16 protein-coding genes are annotated in these 15,832 nt (G+C 49.8%); 13 read left to right on the top strand and 3 right to left on the bottom strand.

Annotated features, from left to right (window positions below; all coding sequences use genetic code 11):
• The first annotated feature begins 13 nt into the window (after nt 1-13).
• Complete coding sequence (locus KFF03_RS15725) at nt 14-2,011, top strand: hypothetical protein (protein WP_255857867.1); 1,998 nt, start codon at nt 14-16, stop codon at nt 2,009-2,011.
• 93 nt (nt 2,012-2,104) lie between these two features.
• On the top strand, nt 2,105-2,665 hold the full coding sequence (locus tag KFF03_RS15720) for a YbhB/YbcL family Raf kinase inhibitor-like protein (RefSeq protein ID WP_304941509.1): 561 nt from the start codon (nt 2,105-2,107) through the stop codon (nt 2,663-2,665).
• A gap of 39 nt (nt 2,666-2,704) precedes the next feature.
• On the opposite strand, the gene queG is transcribed toward KFF03_RS15720, so the two are convergent.
• Entirely contained in the window at nt 2,705-3,790 is a 1,086-nt protein-coding gene (gene queG / locus KFF03_RS15715) for a tRNA epoxyqueuosine(34) reductase QueG (RefSeq protein ID WP_255857866.1), read from the bottom strand.
• 69 nt (nt 3,791-3,859) lie between these two features.
• Between queG and KFF03_RS15710 the strand changes: the two genes are divergently transcribed.
• From KFF03_RS15710 to hfq, 6 genes are all read left to right on the top strand, one after another.
• Nucleotides 3,860-5,395, top strand: coding sequence for an NAD(P)H-hydrate dehydratase (locus KFF03_RS15710; RefSeq protein ID WP_255857865.1), 1,536 nt, complete (start codon nt 3,860-3,862; stop codon nt 5,393-5,395).
• Nucleotides 5,395-5,907, top strand: a complete 513-nt coding sequence (gene tsaE, locus KFF03_RS15705) for a tRNA (adenosine(37)-N6)-threonylcarbamoyltransferase complex ATPase subunit type 1 TsaE (RefSeq protein WP_255857864.1) — start codon at nt 5,395-5,397, stop codon at nt 5,905-5,907. Before KFF03_RS15710 ends, tsaE begins: the two co-directional genes overlap by 1 nt.
• A gap of 48 nt (nt 5,908-5,955) precedes the next feature.
• Nucleotides 5,956-7,332 (top strand): N-acetylmuramoyl-L-alanine amidase, encoded by a 1,377-nt coding sequence (locus KFF03_RS15700; RefSeq protein WP_255857863.1) that lies wholly within the window; start codon nt 5,956-5,958, stop codon nt 7,330-7,332.
• A gap of 47 nt (nt 7,333-7,379) precedes the next feature.
• The gene (gene mutL / locus KFF03_RS15695) at nt 7,380-9,302 is read left to right on the top strand and encodes a DNA mismatch repair endonuclease MutL (protein WP_255857862.1); all 1,923 of its coding nucleotides are present in this window, start codon (nt 7,380-7,382) and stop codon (nt 9,300-9,302) included.
• A 78-nt stretch (nt 9,303-9,380) separates the two neighbouring features.
• Nucleotides 9,381-10,346, top strand: a complete 966-nt coding sequence (gene miaA, locus KFF03_RS15690; RefSeq protein ID WP_255857861.1) for a tRNA (adenosine(37)-N6)-dimethylallyltransferase MiaA — start codon at nt 9,381-9,383, stop codon at nt 10,344-10,346.
• Nucleotides 10,347-10,453: 107 nt separating this feature from the next.
• Entirely contained in the window at nt 10,454-10,702 is a 249-nt protein-coding gene (hfq, locus tag KFF03_RS15685; RefSeq protein ID WP_255857860.1) for an RNA chaperone Hfq, read from the top strand.
• A gap of 24 nt (nt 10,703-10,726) precedes the next feature.
• Here hfq and KFF03_RS15680 read toward each other — a convergent pair whose 3' ends face one another.
• A complete protein-coding gene (locus tag KFF03_RS15680) occupies nt 10,727-10,912 on the bottom strand; it encodes a hypothetical protein (protein WP_255857859.1) in 186 nt (61 codons plus the stop codon).
• Between KFF03_RS15680 and hflX the strand changes: the two genes are divergently transcribed.
• The 3 genes from hflX to hflC all read left to right on the top strand — a co-directional run bounded on the left by hflX (nt 10,844) and on the right by hflC (nt 14,361).
• Nucleotides 10,844-12,172: a ribosome rescue GTPase HflX gene (gene hflX, locus KFF03_RS15675; RefSeq protein WP_370647416.1), complete on the top strand. Its 1,329-nt coding sequence runs from the start codon at nt 10,844-10,846 to the stop codon at nt 12,170-12,172. The genes KFF03_RS15680 and hflX overlap by 69 nt on opposite strands.
• 105 nt (nt 12,173-12,277) lie before the next feature.
• Nucleotides 12,278-13,492, top strand: a complete 1,215-nt coding sequence (gene hflK / locus KFF03_RS15670) for an FtsH protease activity modulator HflK (protein WP_255857857.1) — start codon at nt 12,278-12,280, stop codon at nt 13,490-13,492.
• Nucleotides 13,492-14,361: a protease modulator HflC gene (gene hflC / locus KFF03_RS15665; protein WP_255857856.1), complete on the top strand. Its 870-nt coding sequence runs from the start codon at nt 13,492-13,494 to the stop codon at nt 14,359-14,361. The genes hflK and hflC overlap by 1 nt, the downstream gene beginning before the upstream one ends.
• 66 nt (nt 14,362-14,427) lie before the next feature.
• On the opposite strand, the gene KFF03_RS15660 is transcribed toward hflC, so the two are convergent.
• Entirely contained in the window at nt 14,428-15,027 is a 600-nt protein-coding gene (locus KFF03_RS15660; protein ID WP_255857855.1) for a DNA-3-methyladenine glycosylase I, read from the bottom strand.
• 120 nt (nt 15,028-15,147) lie between these two features.
• Between KFF03_RS15660 and KFF03_RS15655 the strand changes: the two genes are divergently transcribed.
• Entirely contained in the window at nt 15,148-15,372 is a 225-nt protein-coding gene (locus tag KFF03_RS15655) for an addiction module protein (RefSeq protein WP_255857854.1), read from the top strand.
• Nucleotides 15,369-15,665: a type II toxin-antitoxin system RelE/ParE family toxin gene (locus tag KFF03_RS15650; protein WP_255857853.1), complete on the top strand. Its 297-nt coding sequence runs from the start codon at nt 15,369-15,371 to the stop codon at nt 15,663-15,665. Before KFF03_RS15655 ends, KFF03_RS15650 begins: the two co-directional genes overlap by 4 nt.
• The last annotated feature ends 167 nt before the right edge of the window (nt 15,666-15,832 follow it).

The raw sequence follows: 15,832 nt of genomic DNA, 5'->3' as shown, positions 1-15,832 counted from the left end.
AGTAGAGGTATGTATGCCCGCTTTCCCAACTAAAAATAAGCTATTCACTGTTGCTATTTTATCGGCCATTGTCAGCGCTTGTGGCGGTGGCGGTGGCGGTGGCGGTGGCGGTGGCGGTGGCGATGGCGGTGGCGGTGGCGGTGGCGGTGGCGGTGGCGGTGGCCCAGAAATCACCCCTGATCCTGAACCACTGGCACCAATAACCTCTCTGGAATTATTGGATCCAACTCCTGGGGCTGAAGATCGTTTTGGTTCTCAAGTGTTGCAGTTGTCTAACGGGAATGTCGTAGTGACTGACGCGGGTGACTCCAGTGTGGCTGAGAAAAATGGTGCGGTGCATTTATACAGCCCACGTTCTGCCACTCCGATTGCCAGTGTCTATGGCGATGATGAAAACGATCAGGTTGGTCGTCGAATCGAGTTGGTTGGTGATAACTTTTATGTGATTGCGTCCCCCACTGACACGGTAAATGGTATTGCCAATGCCGGATCTGTACGCCTGATGCATGGTAGTACCGGAGAGCAGTTGGCGATTGTCACCGGAAAAACGGCTAATGCGTTTTTGGGCAGTGGCAGTATTACTCAACTCACTAATGGGCACTTCGTTGCAGCTTCTTCCAGTGCTGCTGTAGGGAGTTTATCTGGCGCAGGCTCTGTTCAGTTGCTGAATGGTGTTACTGGAGAACCGATAGGAGAGCCATTAACAGGGGCTGCTGAAAACGACAGTTTTGGTGGCGATGTTTATGCACTTCCAAACAATAATTATGTGATTGTGTCGTCCGGTGCCAGTAATGGTGAAATCGAAGATGCTGGTTCGGTTGTACTCGTAGATGGTGAAACAGGCCTGCAAATTGGAGCCACATTGTTTGGTGACCAAGAAGATGATCGAATCGGAAGAAAAGAGTTAGCCATATTAGGCAACGGGAATTATGTTGTTACCTCTCCATCTGACAGTCATGGTGATATCTCTCGTGCTGGCTCAATACGTTTGTTTAATGGCGCAACCGGGGTACAAATTGGAGCTACTGTGTACGGAGATCAAACAGACGACCTGATTGGAAATAACGGCACCTTCGCACTGGATAACGGTAATTATGTGGTGGCATCAGCCAGCGATAATGAAAAGGGTGTGTCATATGCCGGAAGTGTACGTTTGTTTGATGGTAAAACAGGTGCTGCTATTGGCTCTCCGATTGTGGGTGATGCTAATAATGATCAAATTGGTAGCGCAATCACAGTATTACCCGGCGGTAACTTTGTCATCATTTCAACATCAGACAATGAGAATGGAATCGAAGATGCTGGTTCAGTACGCCTGATCGATGGCAACACAGGTAAGCCTATTGGCCAACCGTTAGTGGGGAATGATGCCGAAGATAAACTGGGTGGCATCAAAGGCGTATACGTGCTGAATAATGGCAATTATGTAGTGGCCTCACCGAATGATGATGAAAACTCAGTCACGGACGCTGGCTCAGTTCGCCTGGTCGATGGCCGCAACGGACAACAAATAGGTGATGCCTTTATCGGCGATAATGAATCTGATCGTATTGGCTCCACCGATGTATTGGCACTTAGCAATGGTCATTACGTGGTGATTTCAGGTTCTGATATGGTGAATGGGGTAGCTGACGCTGGGTCGATACAACTATTTAACGGCGAGACGGGTGAGGCAATCGGCACTCCGAAAGCTGGTGAGTCTCAAGCTGACCAGTTAGGGCGTGGTGATATGGTTGAACTGGATACCAATCATTTTGTCGTTTTATCAACTTTTGACAATGAAAATGGAGTTGAAGATGCCGGCTCTGTTCGCCTTTATAACAGCACATCGGGTGAGCAGATTGGTGATGCCATTGCTGGGGAGACTAAATTGGATATGTTATTTGCCTATCTCGTTAAGAGCACCGACGGTGACTATTATTTGCTGGCTAAACCTGCTGCTGACAAAAGCAATTTAGAAGACTCGGGACAAGTGCGGATTGTTGCTCCTGCGTCTTCTACCCCTCAGTAAAGATGTTCGATGCGCAGTCATGGTGTAAACACTTCTGGCTGCGCGCTTAATGCGTTATGGTAAATTTTTCAGAAATGTAGCGGGAAGCACGATATGAAAAAGGCGATGAAACAACTAACCCTGATGGCATTAGCCGGACTGATTCATTCAACCGCGTATGCCGATGACTTTATTTTGAGTAGTAACGATATTCGCCACGGCGAGTTTATGGATAACGCTCAGGAATTTACCGGGTTTGGTTGTAAAGGCGGTAATCAATCGCCACAGCTGATCTGGAGCGGTGCACCCAAAGGCACGCAGGCCTTTGCGTTATTGGCCTACGACCCAGATGCACCTACCGGCAGTGGTTGGTGGCATTGGCAGTTGGTGAATATTCCAAAAAATGTCAGTGAGTTAGCCGCTGGTGCCGGAACCGAAGCTGGCAAAAATTTACCCGCTGGCAGCATGCAAATGCGCAATGATTACGGTAGTCATTCGTTTGGTGGCGCTTGCCCACCACCGGGAGATGGCGCGCACCGTTATCAATTCACTGTGTACGCACTGAAGCAGAAGTTGGAATTACCCAAAGAGGCGTCCGCTGCGTTAACCGGCTATATGGTAAATGCTAATGCGTTGGCTTCGGCCACCATTGAAGCGTTATATAAACGCGATTAATTCACTTCGGATTTAATAACGTATCTGACGTTATTAAGGCTAACCGTGCTGTTTAAGCGCCCAGTCGATATGTTCCTGGACCAATGGGCTGGTGCTGACTCGGGCACGTTTCAGAGCCTCAATCACCTCTAAACTGGTTGGCGCATTGCCTAAGGCCACAGCGATATTGCGCTGCCAGTTTTCAAATCCGGTACGGCGAATTGGCATACCTTCGGTGCGCTTCAGAAAGGTGGTTTCATCCCAGGCGAATAATTCCAGCAAGGTAGCTTTATCGAGTTGGTGGCGTGGGGTGAAATCCGCTTCCTGAGTGTGTTTACTAAAGCGATTCCATGGGCAGCCAATCTGGCAGTCATCGCAGCCGAAAATACGATTACCAATACCAGGGCGTAATGGCTCAGGAATCGGGCCGTCCAGCTCAATGGTTAAGTAAGAAATACATCGCCTTGCATCAAGAATATGTGGGCCAACAAAAGCCTGCGTCGGGCAAATATCCAGGCAGGAAGTGCAGCGACCACAGTGATCTTTTTCATAACGTGAATCGAGCGTTAACGGCAGGTCGGTGAGAATTTCCCCGAGAAAAAAATACGATCCGGCTTTACGGTTGATCAGCATGGTGTTTTTGCCAATCCAGCCTAGCCCGGCTTTGTTGGCTAAGGCACGCTCCAGCAGCGGCGCACTATCAACAAAGGCGCGGTAATTCATCTGCTGCTCGGCGTTTAACTCGGCAATGGCCTGTTGCAACTTTTTACCCAGCTGGGTCAGGCGTTTACGAATCAGTTTGTGGTAATCCCGGCCCAATGCATAACGTGAGATATAGGCGTTGTTTTTGTCCTGTAGTTGTTCGGTGATGCTGATATCGGGCGGCAGATAATCCATACGCAGGCTGATCACCCGAATGGTACCCGGTTGCAGTTCGTCCGGACGTGAGCGCATGTTGCCATGATCGGCCATGTAGCCCATATCACCGTGGTATCCTTGTTTGAGCCATTGTTGCAGGCGTTCTTCATGCTCGCTGAGCTGAATATCGGTCACGCCAATCTGCTGAAACCCCAGTTCTTTCGCCCACAGCTCAAGCTGATCACGCAGATCGGCAGCAAGGGTAAAATGGGGTAAATCTGAATTCATGAGCAGGACTTAAACGGCGCTTGTCGATATAATTCTGGCAAATTTACCACATTGAAAGGCTAAGCAGGGATGAACCGACCTTACTCAGCAAAAGATCATCTGCCCGGCGAACTCTACAGTGCGGCTCAGGTACGCGAGCTGGATGCGTTGGCGATTAGTCAGATTCAGCAACTGCAGCCTGATACCGCTGGCTTTGAGCTGATGTCGCGGGCCGGTGAAGCGGCGTTTGCCAGTATGTTGGAGCGTTGGCCGGAAGAAAGCTCAGTATGTGTACTGGCTGGCCCGGGTAATAACGGTGGTGATGCCTATGTGCTTGCGGCGCTGGCCTGTCATCATGGGCTGGATGTGGTGTTTTACACCTTGGGTGATCACACTCAATTATCGCCCGCTGCCAGTCAGGCGCGGGAAATGGCACTGCAAGCTGGAGTCGAACCACAGGCTTTTCGTGGTGAGCTGGTTTACGAAGGCCAGGTGATTATTGATGGCTTGTTAGGCACCGGGCTGAATAAGGTTGTTGACGGTGACTTTGCTACCGCGATTCAGGCGGTGAATGTTCATTTTGCCGATGTGTTGGCGCTGGATTTACCCTCTGGTTTACACGCCGACAGCGGCCGTATTCTTGGTTGTGCTATTCAGGCTGACCTGACCATTACCTTTATTGGTGTGAAACAAGGGCTGCTAACCTCCGATGGCCCGGATGTCTCCGGTGATATCGCCTTTGCTTCATTAGCGGTTGATCCGCTGTTATACCATCAGGTGCCGGCACAAAGTGAGCGTATCAGCTGGGATCGGCTGGAGCGTTTGGGTCAGCGTCTGAGTCCGCGCCGTGGTAATTCCCATAAAGGTGAATTTGGCCATGTGATGGTAGTGGGTGGTGATCACGGCATGGGTGGTGCGGTAGCCATGGCCGTAGAAGCTGCTGGCCGTTGTGGTTCGGGCCTGATTCGTTGTGCCACCCGTACCGAACATGTCGCTCCGATTTTAGTACGACGTCCGGAAGCCATGGTGAAAGCGGTGGAGTCCGGTCTTGAGTTACAGCCGCTGCTCGAACAAAGCACGGTGATTGCCTGTGGCCCGGGGTTAGGCCAAAGCAGCTGGTCAGAATTATTGCTGCAACAGGTGTTGAACGTGGAGTCGCCATTGGTGCTGGATGCTGACGGCCTGAATTTATTAGCCTCACCAGGCTGGAAGCGCAGTTTCAGTGAGCGTGATGTCGTGCTAACCCCACACCCGGGCGAAGCGGCACGATTATTAGGTAACAGTATTGAGCAGGTACAGGCGGATCGCTTCAGTGCGGTGCGTGAACTGGCTAAAACCTACGATGCCGTGGTAGTACTGAAAGGTCAGGGAACCCTGATTGCCAAGCCGGATGGTCACGTGGCGTTATGCACTGATGGCAACCCGGGCATGGCCTGTGGTGGTATGGGCGATGTGTTAACTGGTGTGATTGCCGCACTGCTGGCGCAGGGCATGTCACCCTGGCAGGCGGCTCGTTACGGCGTGTGTATTCACAGTGGTGCAGCCGACCTGGCAGCGGCCGAAAATGGTCAGCGTGGTTTGTTAGCCACCGATTTAATGAATTACCTGAGAGAGTTAATGAACTGATGACATGGTCAGATACCTTATCCTCTGAACACGCAGGAGTGATCCTTACCGGTGAACCTCAAATGCTGGCATACGCTCGTAAGATGGCAGCTTATCTGCGTGACCAACAATTACTGAGTGCTGGCCTGGTACTGTTTTTAGAGGGCACCTTAGGGGCCGGAAAAACTACTTTCTCACGCGGACTGATTCAGGGTTTAGGCCATGAAGGTGCGGTAAAAAGCCCGACTTACACGCTGGTGGAAGATTATTCACTGGCCGATGTTAAGGTGTGTCATTTCGACTTGTATCGCCTGGCCGACCCGGAAGAGCTTGAGTTTATGGGCATCCGCGACTACCTCAGTGATGGTGCACTGTGTCTGATTGAATGGGCCGATAAAGGCGCAGGGATTTTACCCGACGCCGATCTGGTGCTATCAATTGAAGACTTGGGAGAAAGTCGGGCATTAGTCTGGCAGGCACGTCGTGAACGAGCCGTTCCCTGGGCTGAGGCATTAAATGCCTTATCGGTTTGATTGCTCAAAAAGAAGATATAACAACGCTGTAACTTGCATGATGCACATATGATTTTACGACCATTTTTCTTTTTTGCTCTGGTTTTATTATCGGCTGTTTCGACAGCAGATATTAAAGATGTGCGTATCTGGCAATCTCCGGAAAATACCCGTTTGGTATTCGATCTGACGGAACCGTCGGAGCATAAAATTTTCACCCTGGATAAACCGCACCGGGTTGTGATTGATTTAATGAATGCTAAAAGTCGTATCGACGTTGCCAAAGTCGATACGGCTAATACTTCTGTCAGCGCTATTCGTTCTGGCAAACGCAATAAAAACGACTTGCGTATTGTACTGGATATTAAACAGTCCCTGAGCCATGAAAAAACCAGCGCAAAAAGCTTTCCACTAAAACCCAATAAAAAATACCCATACCATCGACTGGTGGTGGACCTGGAGCGTAAAAAATCGGTTCAATCGATCGTGGCTCCGGTGAAACAAGTCCATGAAACCGGCTCCAGCCAGCGTAATATTATTATTGCGATTGATGCTGGTCACGGTGGTGAAGATCCGGGTGCCATTGGCCCAGGGAGAATTTACGAAAAACGTGTGGTGTTGGCCATCGCCAAAGAGCTGGAAAAATTATTAAAAAAAGAGCCGGGTTTTCAACCGTTTATGGTGCGCACCGGCGATTATTATATTGGCTTAAGAGAACGAACGGCCAAAGCCCGTAAAGCCAATGCTGATTTTTTTGTGTCGATACATGCCGATGCCTTTAAACACCCGAGCGCTCATGGTTCTTCGGTCTTTGTGTTGTCAGAACGTGGCGCCACCAGTGAAGCGGCACGCTGGCTGGCGGATAAAGAAAATGAATCCGATTTAATTGGTGGTGTTAGCCTGGAAGATAAAGAAGACCACCTGGCGATGACACTACTAGACTTATCCATGACCGCTAAGCGAAATTCCAGCGTGCAGATAGGCTCGGGTATTCTGAAACAAATGGGTAAGGTGTCACGGTTACATAAGAAACAGGTCGAAGAAGCGGCATTTGTGGTCTTAAAAGCACCGGATATGCCGGCGCTGTTGGTGGAAACCGGTTTTATTTCCAATCCGGGCGAAGCGAAAAAACTATCCGGGCGGAATTATCAGAAAAAAATGGCGAATGCGATCTTTACCGGTATAAAACAGTATTTCCGTTCACACCCTCCGCGTGGCACCTTATTAGCGGCACAACTTGATGGCAAGGTTACTAAACCAGTTAAAACGACTCAGTCCAAAAACTCGCCCAAAAAACGTTCAAAAACCTATGTTGTGCGCAGTGGTGATACCTTATCTGGTATTGCTGTGAAAAATCGCGTAGCGATGGCTGATATTCGTCGTTTGAATAAATTAAAGTCCGACAATGTTTGGGTTGGACAAAAATTAAAAATTCCTGCCTCATAAACACTCAAACCTAATGACCTCTCAACTTCAATGAATATTCAAACTCAATGACTTCGCGAATCCACTTATTATCCCCCCGTTTAGCTAACCAGATTGCCGCTGGAGAGGTGGTGGAGCGCCCGGCGAATATTGTTAAAGAGCTGGTTGAGAATTCACTCGATGCCGGTGCCGACCGGATTGAAATTGATGCGGAGCAGGGTGGCGTTAAGTTATTACGCATTCGTGATAATGGCCACGGTATTGCCAAAGACGATTTGGCGCTGGCGCTGAGTCGCCATGCCACCAGTAAAATAATTACCCTGGATGATCTCGAAGCCGTTGGCAGTTTGGGTTTTCGTGGTGAAGCACTCGCCAGTATCAGCTCGGTGACGCGATTAACGCTAACCTCACGTGAGCAAAATGCAAAAGAAGCCTGGCAGGTAACCGCAGAAGGGCGCGATATGGTGGCCAGCGTGTCACCAGCTGCGCATCCAACGGGCACCACCATTGAGGTGCGGGATTTATTTTTTAATACCCCGGCGCGGCGTAAATTTTTACGCACCGAAAAAACCGAGTTTTCCCATCTGGAAGAAACGGTAAAACGTCTGGCACTCAGCCGTTACGATGTAGGATTTACCCTGCGCCATAACGGCAAAGTCATTCATGCCTTGCGCCCGGCAAGTCGCCCGATTGATCGTGAAAAACGGGTGGCGTCGTTATTAAATCCCACCTTTATGGACAGCTCGGTGCATATTGAGCGTGAAGCCGCAGGCTTAAACCTGCAAGGCTGGGTGGGGCTACCAACCTTCTCTCGTTCACAGGGGGATATGCAATATTTCTTTGTGAATGGCCGTGTGGTGCGCGATAAACTGGTGGTTCATGCCATTAAACAAGCCTATCGCGATGTGCTGTATCACGGGCGTCATCCGGCGTTTGTGTTGTATTTATGGCTCGATCCGAAGCTGGTGGATGTCAATGTTCATCCAACCAAACACGAAGTGCGTTTTCGTGATGGTCGTTTGGTGCACGACTTTTTATTCCGTACCCTGCATAAAGCATTAGCGGATGTACGCCCGGATGCTCAGCTACCTCCTGGAGGGCGATTAGAAGATGCAGGGCAACAGAGCCAGAGTTTGTCACAACAGAGTGCTCCGGCCAGCGGTGTGGAAGCTGGCGAGTTCAGTGAACAAACCCGATTAAATTGGCAGGCGGCGCCGTCTCAGGCTGGCAAGGTTTCTCCATCCGGTTATCAGACTGCTTATTCGTCTGGCAATGCCACTCAAAACACGGTTACTCAATCCGCCGTGGCAGAGCAATTACAGGCTTATCAAACCTTGGCTCAGCCTCTCGAAGGTGCGCAGCCCTTTCCAATGACACAGGCATTGACGGAAACTGACAATGAGGATGTACCGCCTCTGGGGTTTGCGATTGCGCAGCTGCATGGCATTTATATTCTTGCGCAGAATGCACAAGGCATGGTGGTGGTTGATATGCACGCGGCACACGAACGCATCACCTACGAACGCTTAAAACTGGCGGTGGATGAACAGGGGATTCACAGTCAGCCGTTGCTGGTGCCGGAAACTCTGGCGGTGAGTGAGCGTGAAGCGGATGCGGCGGAGCAATACAGTGAAGAATTCAAACGCCTTGGCGTTGAGCTGGCTCGGGTTGGCCCGGAAAGCATTTTGATTCGACAAATCCCGGTGTTGTTGCAACAGGCCAACGCCGCACAGCTGATTACCGATATGTTGTCGGATCTGATGGAGCACGGTAGCTCCGACCGTATTCTGGCCTTCCGCAATGAAGTGTTATCCACCATGGCTTGCCATGGCTCGGTACGTGCGAATCGTAAACTAACCCTGCCCGAGATGAACGCGCTGTTGCGTGATATGGAAGCCACCGAGCGCAGCGGTCAGTGTAATCATGGCCGACCAACCTGGACGCAAATGACGATGCCAGAATTAGATAAATTATTCTTGAGAGGCCGCTGACTATGTCTGTTGTACCTAATAAAGAGATGCCTACTGCGTTCATAGCGGCATGAATACTGATGGCTTGGCAGATAACCAATGAATGAAATATTAAATAAAGAACTGCCTCCGGCGATTTTTCTGATGGGGCCAACCGCTTCTGGCAAAACTGCTTTGGCTCTGGAGCTGGTGGAAAAATACCCGTGCGAAATCATCAGTGTTGACTCAGCGTTGGTGTACAAAGGCATGGATATTGGTACAGCCAAGCCGGATGCCGAGATGTTGAAGCGTGCGCCACATCGCCTGATTGACTTAATCGACCCGGCTGAAAGCTACTCCGCGGCGAATTTCCGTGAAGACGCCTTGCGTGAAATGGCCGAAATCACAGCCGCAGGCAAGGTGCCGCTGCTGGTGGGCGGCACCATGATGTATTTTAAGTTTTTACGCGATGGCGCTGCGGAGCTGCCCAAGGCGGATGAAGCAGTGCGTGAACGTTTGCTGGCAGAAGGGCTGGAACACGGCTGGCCATATATGCATCAGCGTCTGGCTGAGGTTGATCAAGAATCTGCCGCACGTCTGAAACCGATGGATTCACAGCGGATTCAGCGTGCTTTAGAAGTGTACGAGGTGTCGGGTAAAACCCTGACCCAACATTGGGCGGAGCAGGATGCCGCACCCTTACCGTATCAGGTGGTCAATCTGGCCGTTTGCCCGCCAGAACGAAAACAGCTGCATGAGCGTATTGCGATTCGTTTTCGTCAGATGCTGAATGAAGGCTTTATCGATGAAGTTCGTGGCTTATTCCAACGCGACGATTTACATCCGGAGTTACCGTCGATTCGGGCGGTGGGTTACCGTCAGGCGTGGGATTACCTCGAAGGAGAGACGACCTACGAGGAAATGGAAGAACGCGGCATTATTGCCACCCGTCAATTAGCCAAACGTCAGATCACCTGGCTGAGAAGTTGGCCCGATTTGCACTGGTTGGACACAAATGACCCAAAACTTCTGCAAAGTGCCTTGAAAATACTGCAAGCGAACGCCATATTTAGCGCATCGTCCTGAATTATCTGTTTTATACTCAATAACAGCTGATGCCAGAGCGGTATGGGGCATTTTTTTATTCGGTCGTCCCCACATTGGACGACACCTTCAATTTCAAGGAGACAACCATGTCAAAAGGGCACTCTTTACAAGACCCTTATCTGAACCAACTGCGCAAAGAGCGTATTCCGGTTTCCATCTTTCTGGTGAACGGTATTAAGTTGCAAGGTCAGATTGAATCGTTCGACCAGTTTGTAATTCTGCTGAAAAATACCGTTAGCCAAATGGTGTATAAGCACGCAATTTCCACGGTTGTACCTTCTCGTAACGTGCGTATGGCACCGGCAGACACGGGTGCTGAAGGCGGCGAAGAATAATTCTTCACTTGTATTCAGAACCCTTTAACCAGCAGCCGATGTATTTGCAGTGGCTGCTTGGTCGATTACGCCAGGCACCGTCCTGGCGTTTTTATCTTCAGATTTTGTTATCTCATTGTTTACAACCAGAGGCTGGCTGATTTGTTCTTTGAACGGCCCACGAATAACTCCGAACACCAACAGCGCGCAGAAACCGCGATCTTGGTGCACATTGATTTTCCCGAAGGCGTCAATCGCGAAGACTTAAATGAATTCCGCGAACTGGTCATTTCTGCCGGAGCTGAGCCGCTGGATCTGATCACGGCTAAGCGTTCTACGCCGGACCCAAAAACCTTTATCGGGCTGGGTAAAGTGGATGAAATCCGCGAGATGTTACAGCTCTACGATTGTCAGCTGGTGATGTTTAACCACAGCTTATCGCCCAGTCAGGAGCGTAACCTGGAAAAAGCGCTGGAGTGTCGGGTGGTGGATCGGACTGGCCTGATTCTCGATATTTTTGCTCAGCGTGCCCGCACACATGAGGGTAAGTTGCAGGTCGAACTGGCGCAGTTGCAGCATCAGTCGACACGCTTAGTACGTGGCTGGACGCACTTAGAGCGTCAACAAGGGGGGATTGGCTCCCGGGGTGCCGGTGAATCGCAGCTGGAAACCGACCGTCGTTTGGTGCGTAATCGTGTCAGCCAAATTCATAAACGCTTGGAAAAGGTGCGGGCGCAACGGGATCAGGGGCGTCGCGCACGGCAGCGTTCTTCTATTCCGACGGTGGCCATTGTCGGTTATACCAACGCTGGCAAATCCACCTTGTTTAATGCCTTAACCACCTCCGAGGTATATGCCGCCGATCAGCTGTTTGCCACACTGGACCCAACCCTGCGCCGCCATCAGGTCGATGATATTGGTGAGGTGGTGCTGGCCGATACGGTAGGATTTATCCGTCACTTACCCCACAAATTGGTGGAAGCGTTTCGTGCTACTTTGCAGGAAGCCGCCGATGCCGATTTGTTGATGCATGTGATTGATTGCGCGGCTGAAGAACGTGACTCCAATATTGAGCAGGTTGAACTGGTACTGGCAGAAATTGAAGCCGATGAAGTGCCACAATTACGGGTCTACAACAAAATTGACTTGTTGGAACATGGTGAGGCCCGTATTGATCGCGATGACCAGGGTAACCCAACCGCCGTGTGGCTGTCGGCACGAGAACGTGAAGGCTTTGAGCTGTTAAATCAGGCCATTGCTGAACTGTTGGGAGAAGACCTGTTCGCCGAAGAAATCTGTTTGAAGCCTGCCGATGCCAAACTGCGCGCTATGCTGTATGACATGGGTGCTATCCGTGAAGAGCGTTATGCCGACAATGGCGATATGTTGCTGCAAATCCGTATGCAACGTCAGGACTTTCGTCGTGCTCTGGCGCGCTCCGGGCTGGATGAGCAACGCTTTTTACCTCAAGCAAAAGAAGTATGGGAATGATTGACAGTCTTTGACTGTGGGAGACTGTCTATCCCGACTAAATTGTATATCATTGGCGAGCGCTAAATAGCGCTTGATGAATTGTCTGCCTAACTGGAGAGACTTATGGCCTGGAATGAGCCTGGCGGTAACGGCCCCAAAGATCCTTGGGGTAATAATAGCGGTAATGATCGCGGCAACAACGGTGGTAATAACCGTGGTCCAAATAACAATCGCGGTGGCAATCAGCCGCCAGATCTGGATGAAGCGATTCAGCAATTAATGAAAAAGCTGAACGGTTTTTTTGGTGGTAATGGTGGCGGCAATAACCGCAAAAACCAGAATAACGGTGCTGGTGGTATGTTTGGTATCGCTGCAGCCATTCTGGTGGTGATGCTGGGCTTTAACTCGGTTTACACCCTGGACGAACAGGAACGTGGTGTTGTACTGCGTTTAGGGGAATACCTGAAGACCGAGCAGCCGGGTTTACGCTTTAAGATTCCTCTGGTTGATAGCGTGATTCCGGTTAACACCACCAAGGTGCGGGAAGCGGAAATCAAAGAGCGTATGTTGACCGAAGACGAAAATATCGTCGAAGTAGAATTAAATGCGCAATACCGTGTGGTTGATCCGGTTTCTTTTGCCCTGCGTGTTGAAGCTCCGGAGCGTACGTTATTGTCTGCTGCTGAAAGTGCACTGCGTCATGAAGTGGGTTCCACTGCAATGGACCCGATTCTGACGACGGGTCGTGCAGAGCTGGCTGAAAAAGTTCAGCTGCGTTTACAGGATTATTTAGAGCGTTACGCGACCGGCATGGTGCTGACCAATGTGAACATCAAAGACGCGCGTCCACCGGCTCAGGTGAAAGCGGCGTTCGACGACGTGCAAAAAGCGAAACAGGATAAAGAACGTTTTATTAACGAATCCGAAGCGTATGCCAACTCGATTGTTCCGGAAGCGCGTGGTCGTGCTCAGCGCCAATTAGAAGAAGCATCGGCTTACAAAGAACGTATTATTGCTCGCGCTGAAGGTGAAGCGGCACGTTTCGACAATCTGTACAGCGAATACAAAAAAGCACCCAAAGTGACCCGTGAGCGTCTGTATATTGAGTCGGTTACGGAAGTGTATAACAACGCCAGCAAGGTGATGGTGGATGTTGATGGTGGCAACAATATGATGTACCTGCCGTTGGATCAGATCATCAAAAATATGCCAGCACAGGCCAACACTTCTGGAGGTATCTCGGATAATGATATCTCTCGCCTGACCGACCGTGTGTTAAATGAAGTACGCGCACGTCAGAATTCATCGTCATCATCTCGTCGTGGGGAGGGCCGCTAATGTCTCCGAAAGCTATGATTGCTGTCATTATTCTGGGTATTGGTGTATTGGTCGCCAGCCAGGGCCTGTATGTGGTGAATGAAACCGAACGTGCCATCAAATTGCAGTTTGGTGAAATTGTTGATGCTGATATTAAACCGGGCCTGCATTGGAAAAGCCCGTTGATTCAGAACGTAAAACGTTTTGATGCACGTGTATTAACCTTGGATACCAACCCATCACGCTTCCTGACGGCCGGTAAAAAATACGTGATCGTGGATTCTTTTGCCAAATGGCGAATTAAAGATGTGCGTGCTTACTACAAAGCAACATCTGGTGATCGCTTCCAGGCTTCTAACCTGCTAGCTAACCTGGTGAACAAAGGCCTGCGTGATGAAATTGCTGCTCGCTCTTTGCACGAAGTGGTTTCCGGTGAACGTGATGAGTTGATGACCAAGCTGACCGCTGAACTGAATACCGAAACTCAGGATGATCTGGGTATCGAAATTCTGGATGTTCGCGTAAAAGCCGTTGACCTGCCGGATGACCTGAGTAACTCGGTATACAACCGTATGTCGGCCGAGCGTGAGCGTGAAGCTCGTGAACACCGTTCTCAGGGTAAAGAGCTGGCCGAAGGTATTGAAGCGGATGCGGATCGTCAGAAGACAATCATTGAAGCCGAAGCGTATCGTGAAGCGGAGCGCACCAAAGGTGAAGGGGATGCACAGGCCGCTAAGATCTACGCCAAAGCGTATAACAAAGATCCTGAGTTTTACGCCTTTACCCGTAGCTTAAAAGCCTATGAAGAAACCTTTAAGCAGAACGATGTGATTCTGTTGAAGCCTGATAGCGACTTCTTCCGTTATATGAAGGATGCTGAAGGCAAATAAGTCGTTGCTTTAACGGCTTATAACAAAGCCCCACGCTGGCTCTGCCGCGTGGGGCTTTTTGTTGCTTTACGATACCGGGCTATCTTCCGGAATAGCCTCACAGCATGGTTTAAAGCGAAAGCACGTTTGAATATGATCATTCACGATTCCAACTGCCTGTAAAAACGCATACACCGTTGTGCTGCCCAAGAATTTAAACCCACGCTTTTTTAAATCTTTGCTGATTTGGTCAGACAATGGTGTTGAGGCAGGCACCTCACTTTCTTGCTGCCAGCCATTAACAATGGGCTGGTGATTAACAAAGCCCCACAGATAGCCTGAGAAGCTGCCAAATTCCTGCTGGACTTTTAGTATTGCAGCAGCGTTATTGATGATGGCTGTGATTTTGGCTTTATGGCGAACGATGTTTTCATCTGTTACCAGTTGGGCGATATGGTCGTCGTTATAGATTGCGACTTTGGCGATATTAAATTGCTCAAATGCGTTTCTGTATCCTTCACGCTTTTTCAAAATGGTGTGCCAACTTAGCCCAGACTGGCACAGCTCCAGCGATAACAACTCGAATAGCAAGGTGTCGTCAAACACCGGAACGCCCCATTCGGTATCGTGGTAGGCTTCCTCCAATTCGGTTTTGGTAGACCATTGGCATTTGATTACGTTATTCATCGGTCACGGCTCCTTGTGAGGGAATATAAACTGGACTACATGCTACGTTATACTTGTTTGTAGTGCACCCTGACGCTAGGGTGAAGCTCTCGGTGTGAAAATCATATTTAGGAGGAAGTTATGACTGATGCTTTAAAATCAATACTTGCTTCGATCGATGAGCTGACTATGCAGGAAAAAGCGGTCGCGGCTCATAAGTTACTGGTAGCGCTGGATGATCATGCTCAAGATCATTCTGATCAGCAATGGTACGAGTTGGCTCAACAGCGATTGCAAGAAGTTAAAGAAGGTGCGGTTGAAACAGTTGCCTGGACTGACCTTAAGTACAGGCTTGAAAAACGTTGAAACCGGTAAACTTCCACAAGGATGTAGAAGTTGAAATCACTACCGCCATTGACTGGTATGATGCTCAGTCTGAAGGGCTGGGGGAGCGGTTTCTGGCCGAGTTAAACCGGGCTGTTGTGAGTATTCAGAAAAATCCAGCGGCTTGGCCTGAAGTATCGTTCCAAATCCGGCGTTATGTGTTTGCTAACTTTCCCTTCTCATTGGTTTACTCCGACTTAGGAGATTCATTGTTAGTGCTGGCCGTGATGCACAATCGTCGTAAACCGGGCTACTGGCAATATCGCCAACAATAGAACCTCCAGTTATATCCAGCCTCGGTAATCTTACCAATTGACACAACAGCCGAAATTACACCGACAGAATCAAAGGAATTCGGTGTTAATCATGTTCTTTGCCCATCGGCTTTGATAGAATCCTGCAACCGGGCCATACACCCGGTTTTTTTATGTCTTCTATTTGT

This window comes from Bacterioplanoides sp. SCSIO 12839 (genome assembly GCF_024397975.1).
Classification (GTDB): Bacteria; Pseudomonadota; Gammaproteobacteria; order Pseudomonadales; family Oceanobacteraceae; genus Bacterioplanoides.
The sequence above is the reverse complement of the archived record's forward strand: the minus strand, read 5'-3'. Positions and strand labels throughout refer to the sequence as shown.

Excerpts from the sequence above, each read along its gene's own strand:
- KFF03_RS15725 (WP_255857867.1), top strand. The coding sequence starts at position 14 with ATGCCCGCTTTCCCAACTAAAAATAAGCTATTCACTGTTGCTATTTTA.
- KFF03_RS15720 (WP_304941509.1), top strand. The coding sequence starts at position 2,105 with ATGAAAAAGGCGATGAAACAACTAACCCTGATGGCATTAGCCGGACTG.
- queG (WP_255857866.1), bottom strand. The coding sequence starts at position 3,790 with ATGAATTCAGATTTACCCCATTTTACCCTTGCTGCCGATCTGCGTGAT.
- KFF03_RS15710 (WP_255857865.1), top strand. The coding sequence starts at position 3,860 with ATGAACCGACCTTACTCAGCAAAAGATCATCTGCCCGGCGAACTCTAC.
- tsaE (WP_255857864.1), top strand. The coding sequence starts at position 5,395 with ATGACATGGTCAGATACCTTATCCTCTGAACACGCAGGAGTGATCCTT.
- KFF03_RS15700 (WP_255857863.1), top strand. The coding sequence starts at position 5,956 with ATGATTTTACGACCATTTTTCTTTTTTGCTCTGGTTTTATTATCGGCT.
- mutL (WP_255857862.1), top strand. The coding sequence starts at position 7,380 with ATGACTTCGCGAATCCACTTATTATCCCCCCGTTTAGCTAACCAGATT.
- miaA (WP_255857861.1), top strand. The coding sequence starts at position 9,381 with ATGAATGAAATATTAAATAAAGAACTGCCTCCGGCGATTTTTCTGATG.
- hfq (WP_255857860.1), top strand. The coding sequence starts at position 10,454 with ATGTCAAAAGGGCACTCTTTACAAGACCCTTATCTGAACCAACTGCGC.
- hflK (WP_255857857.1), top strand. The coding sequence starts at position 12,278 with ATGGCCTGGAATGAGCCTGGCGGTAACGGCCCCAAAGATCCTTGGGGT.
- hflC (WP_255857856.1), top strand. The coding sequence starts at position 13,492 with ATGTCTCCGAAAGCTATGATTGCTGTCATTATTCTGGGTATTGGTGTA.
- KFF03_RS15660 (WP_255857855.1), bottom strand. The coding sequence starts at position 15,027 with ATGAATAACGTAATCAAATGCCAATGGTCTACCAAAACCGAATTGGAG.
- KFF03_RS15655 (WP_255857854.1), top strand. The coding sequence starts at position 15,148 with ATGACTGATGCTTTAAAATCAATACTTGCTTCGATCGATGAGCTGACT.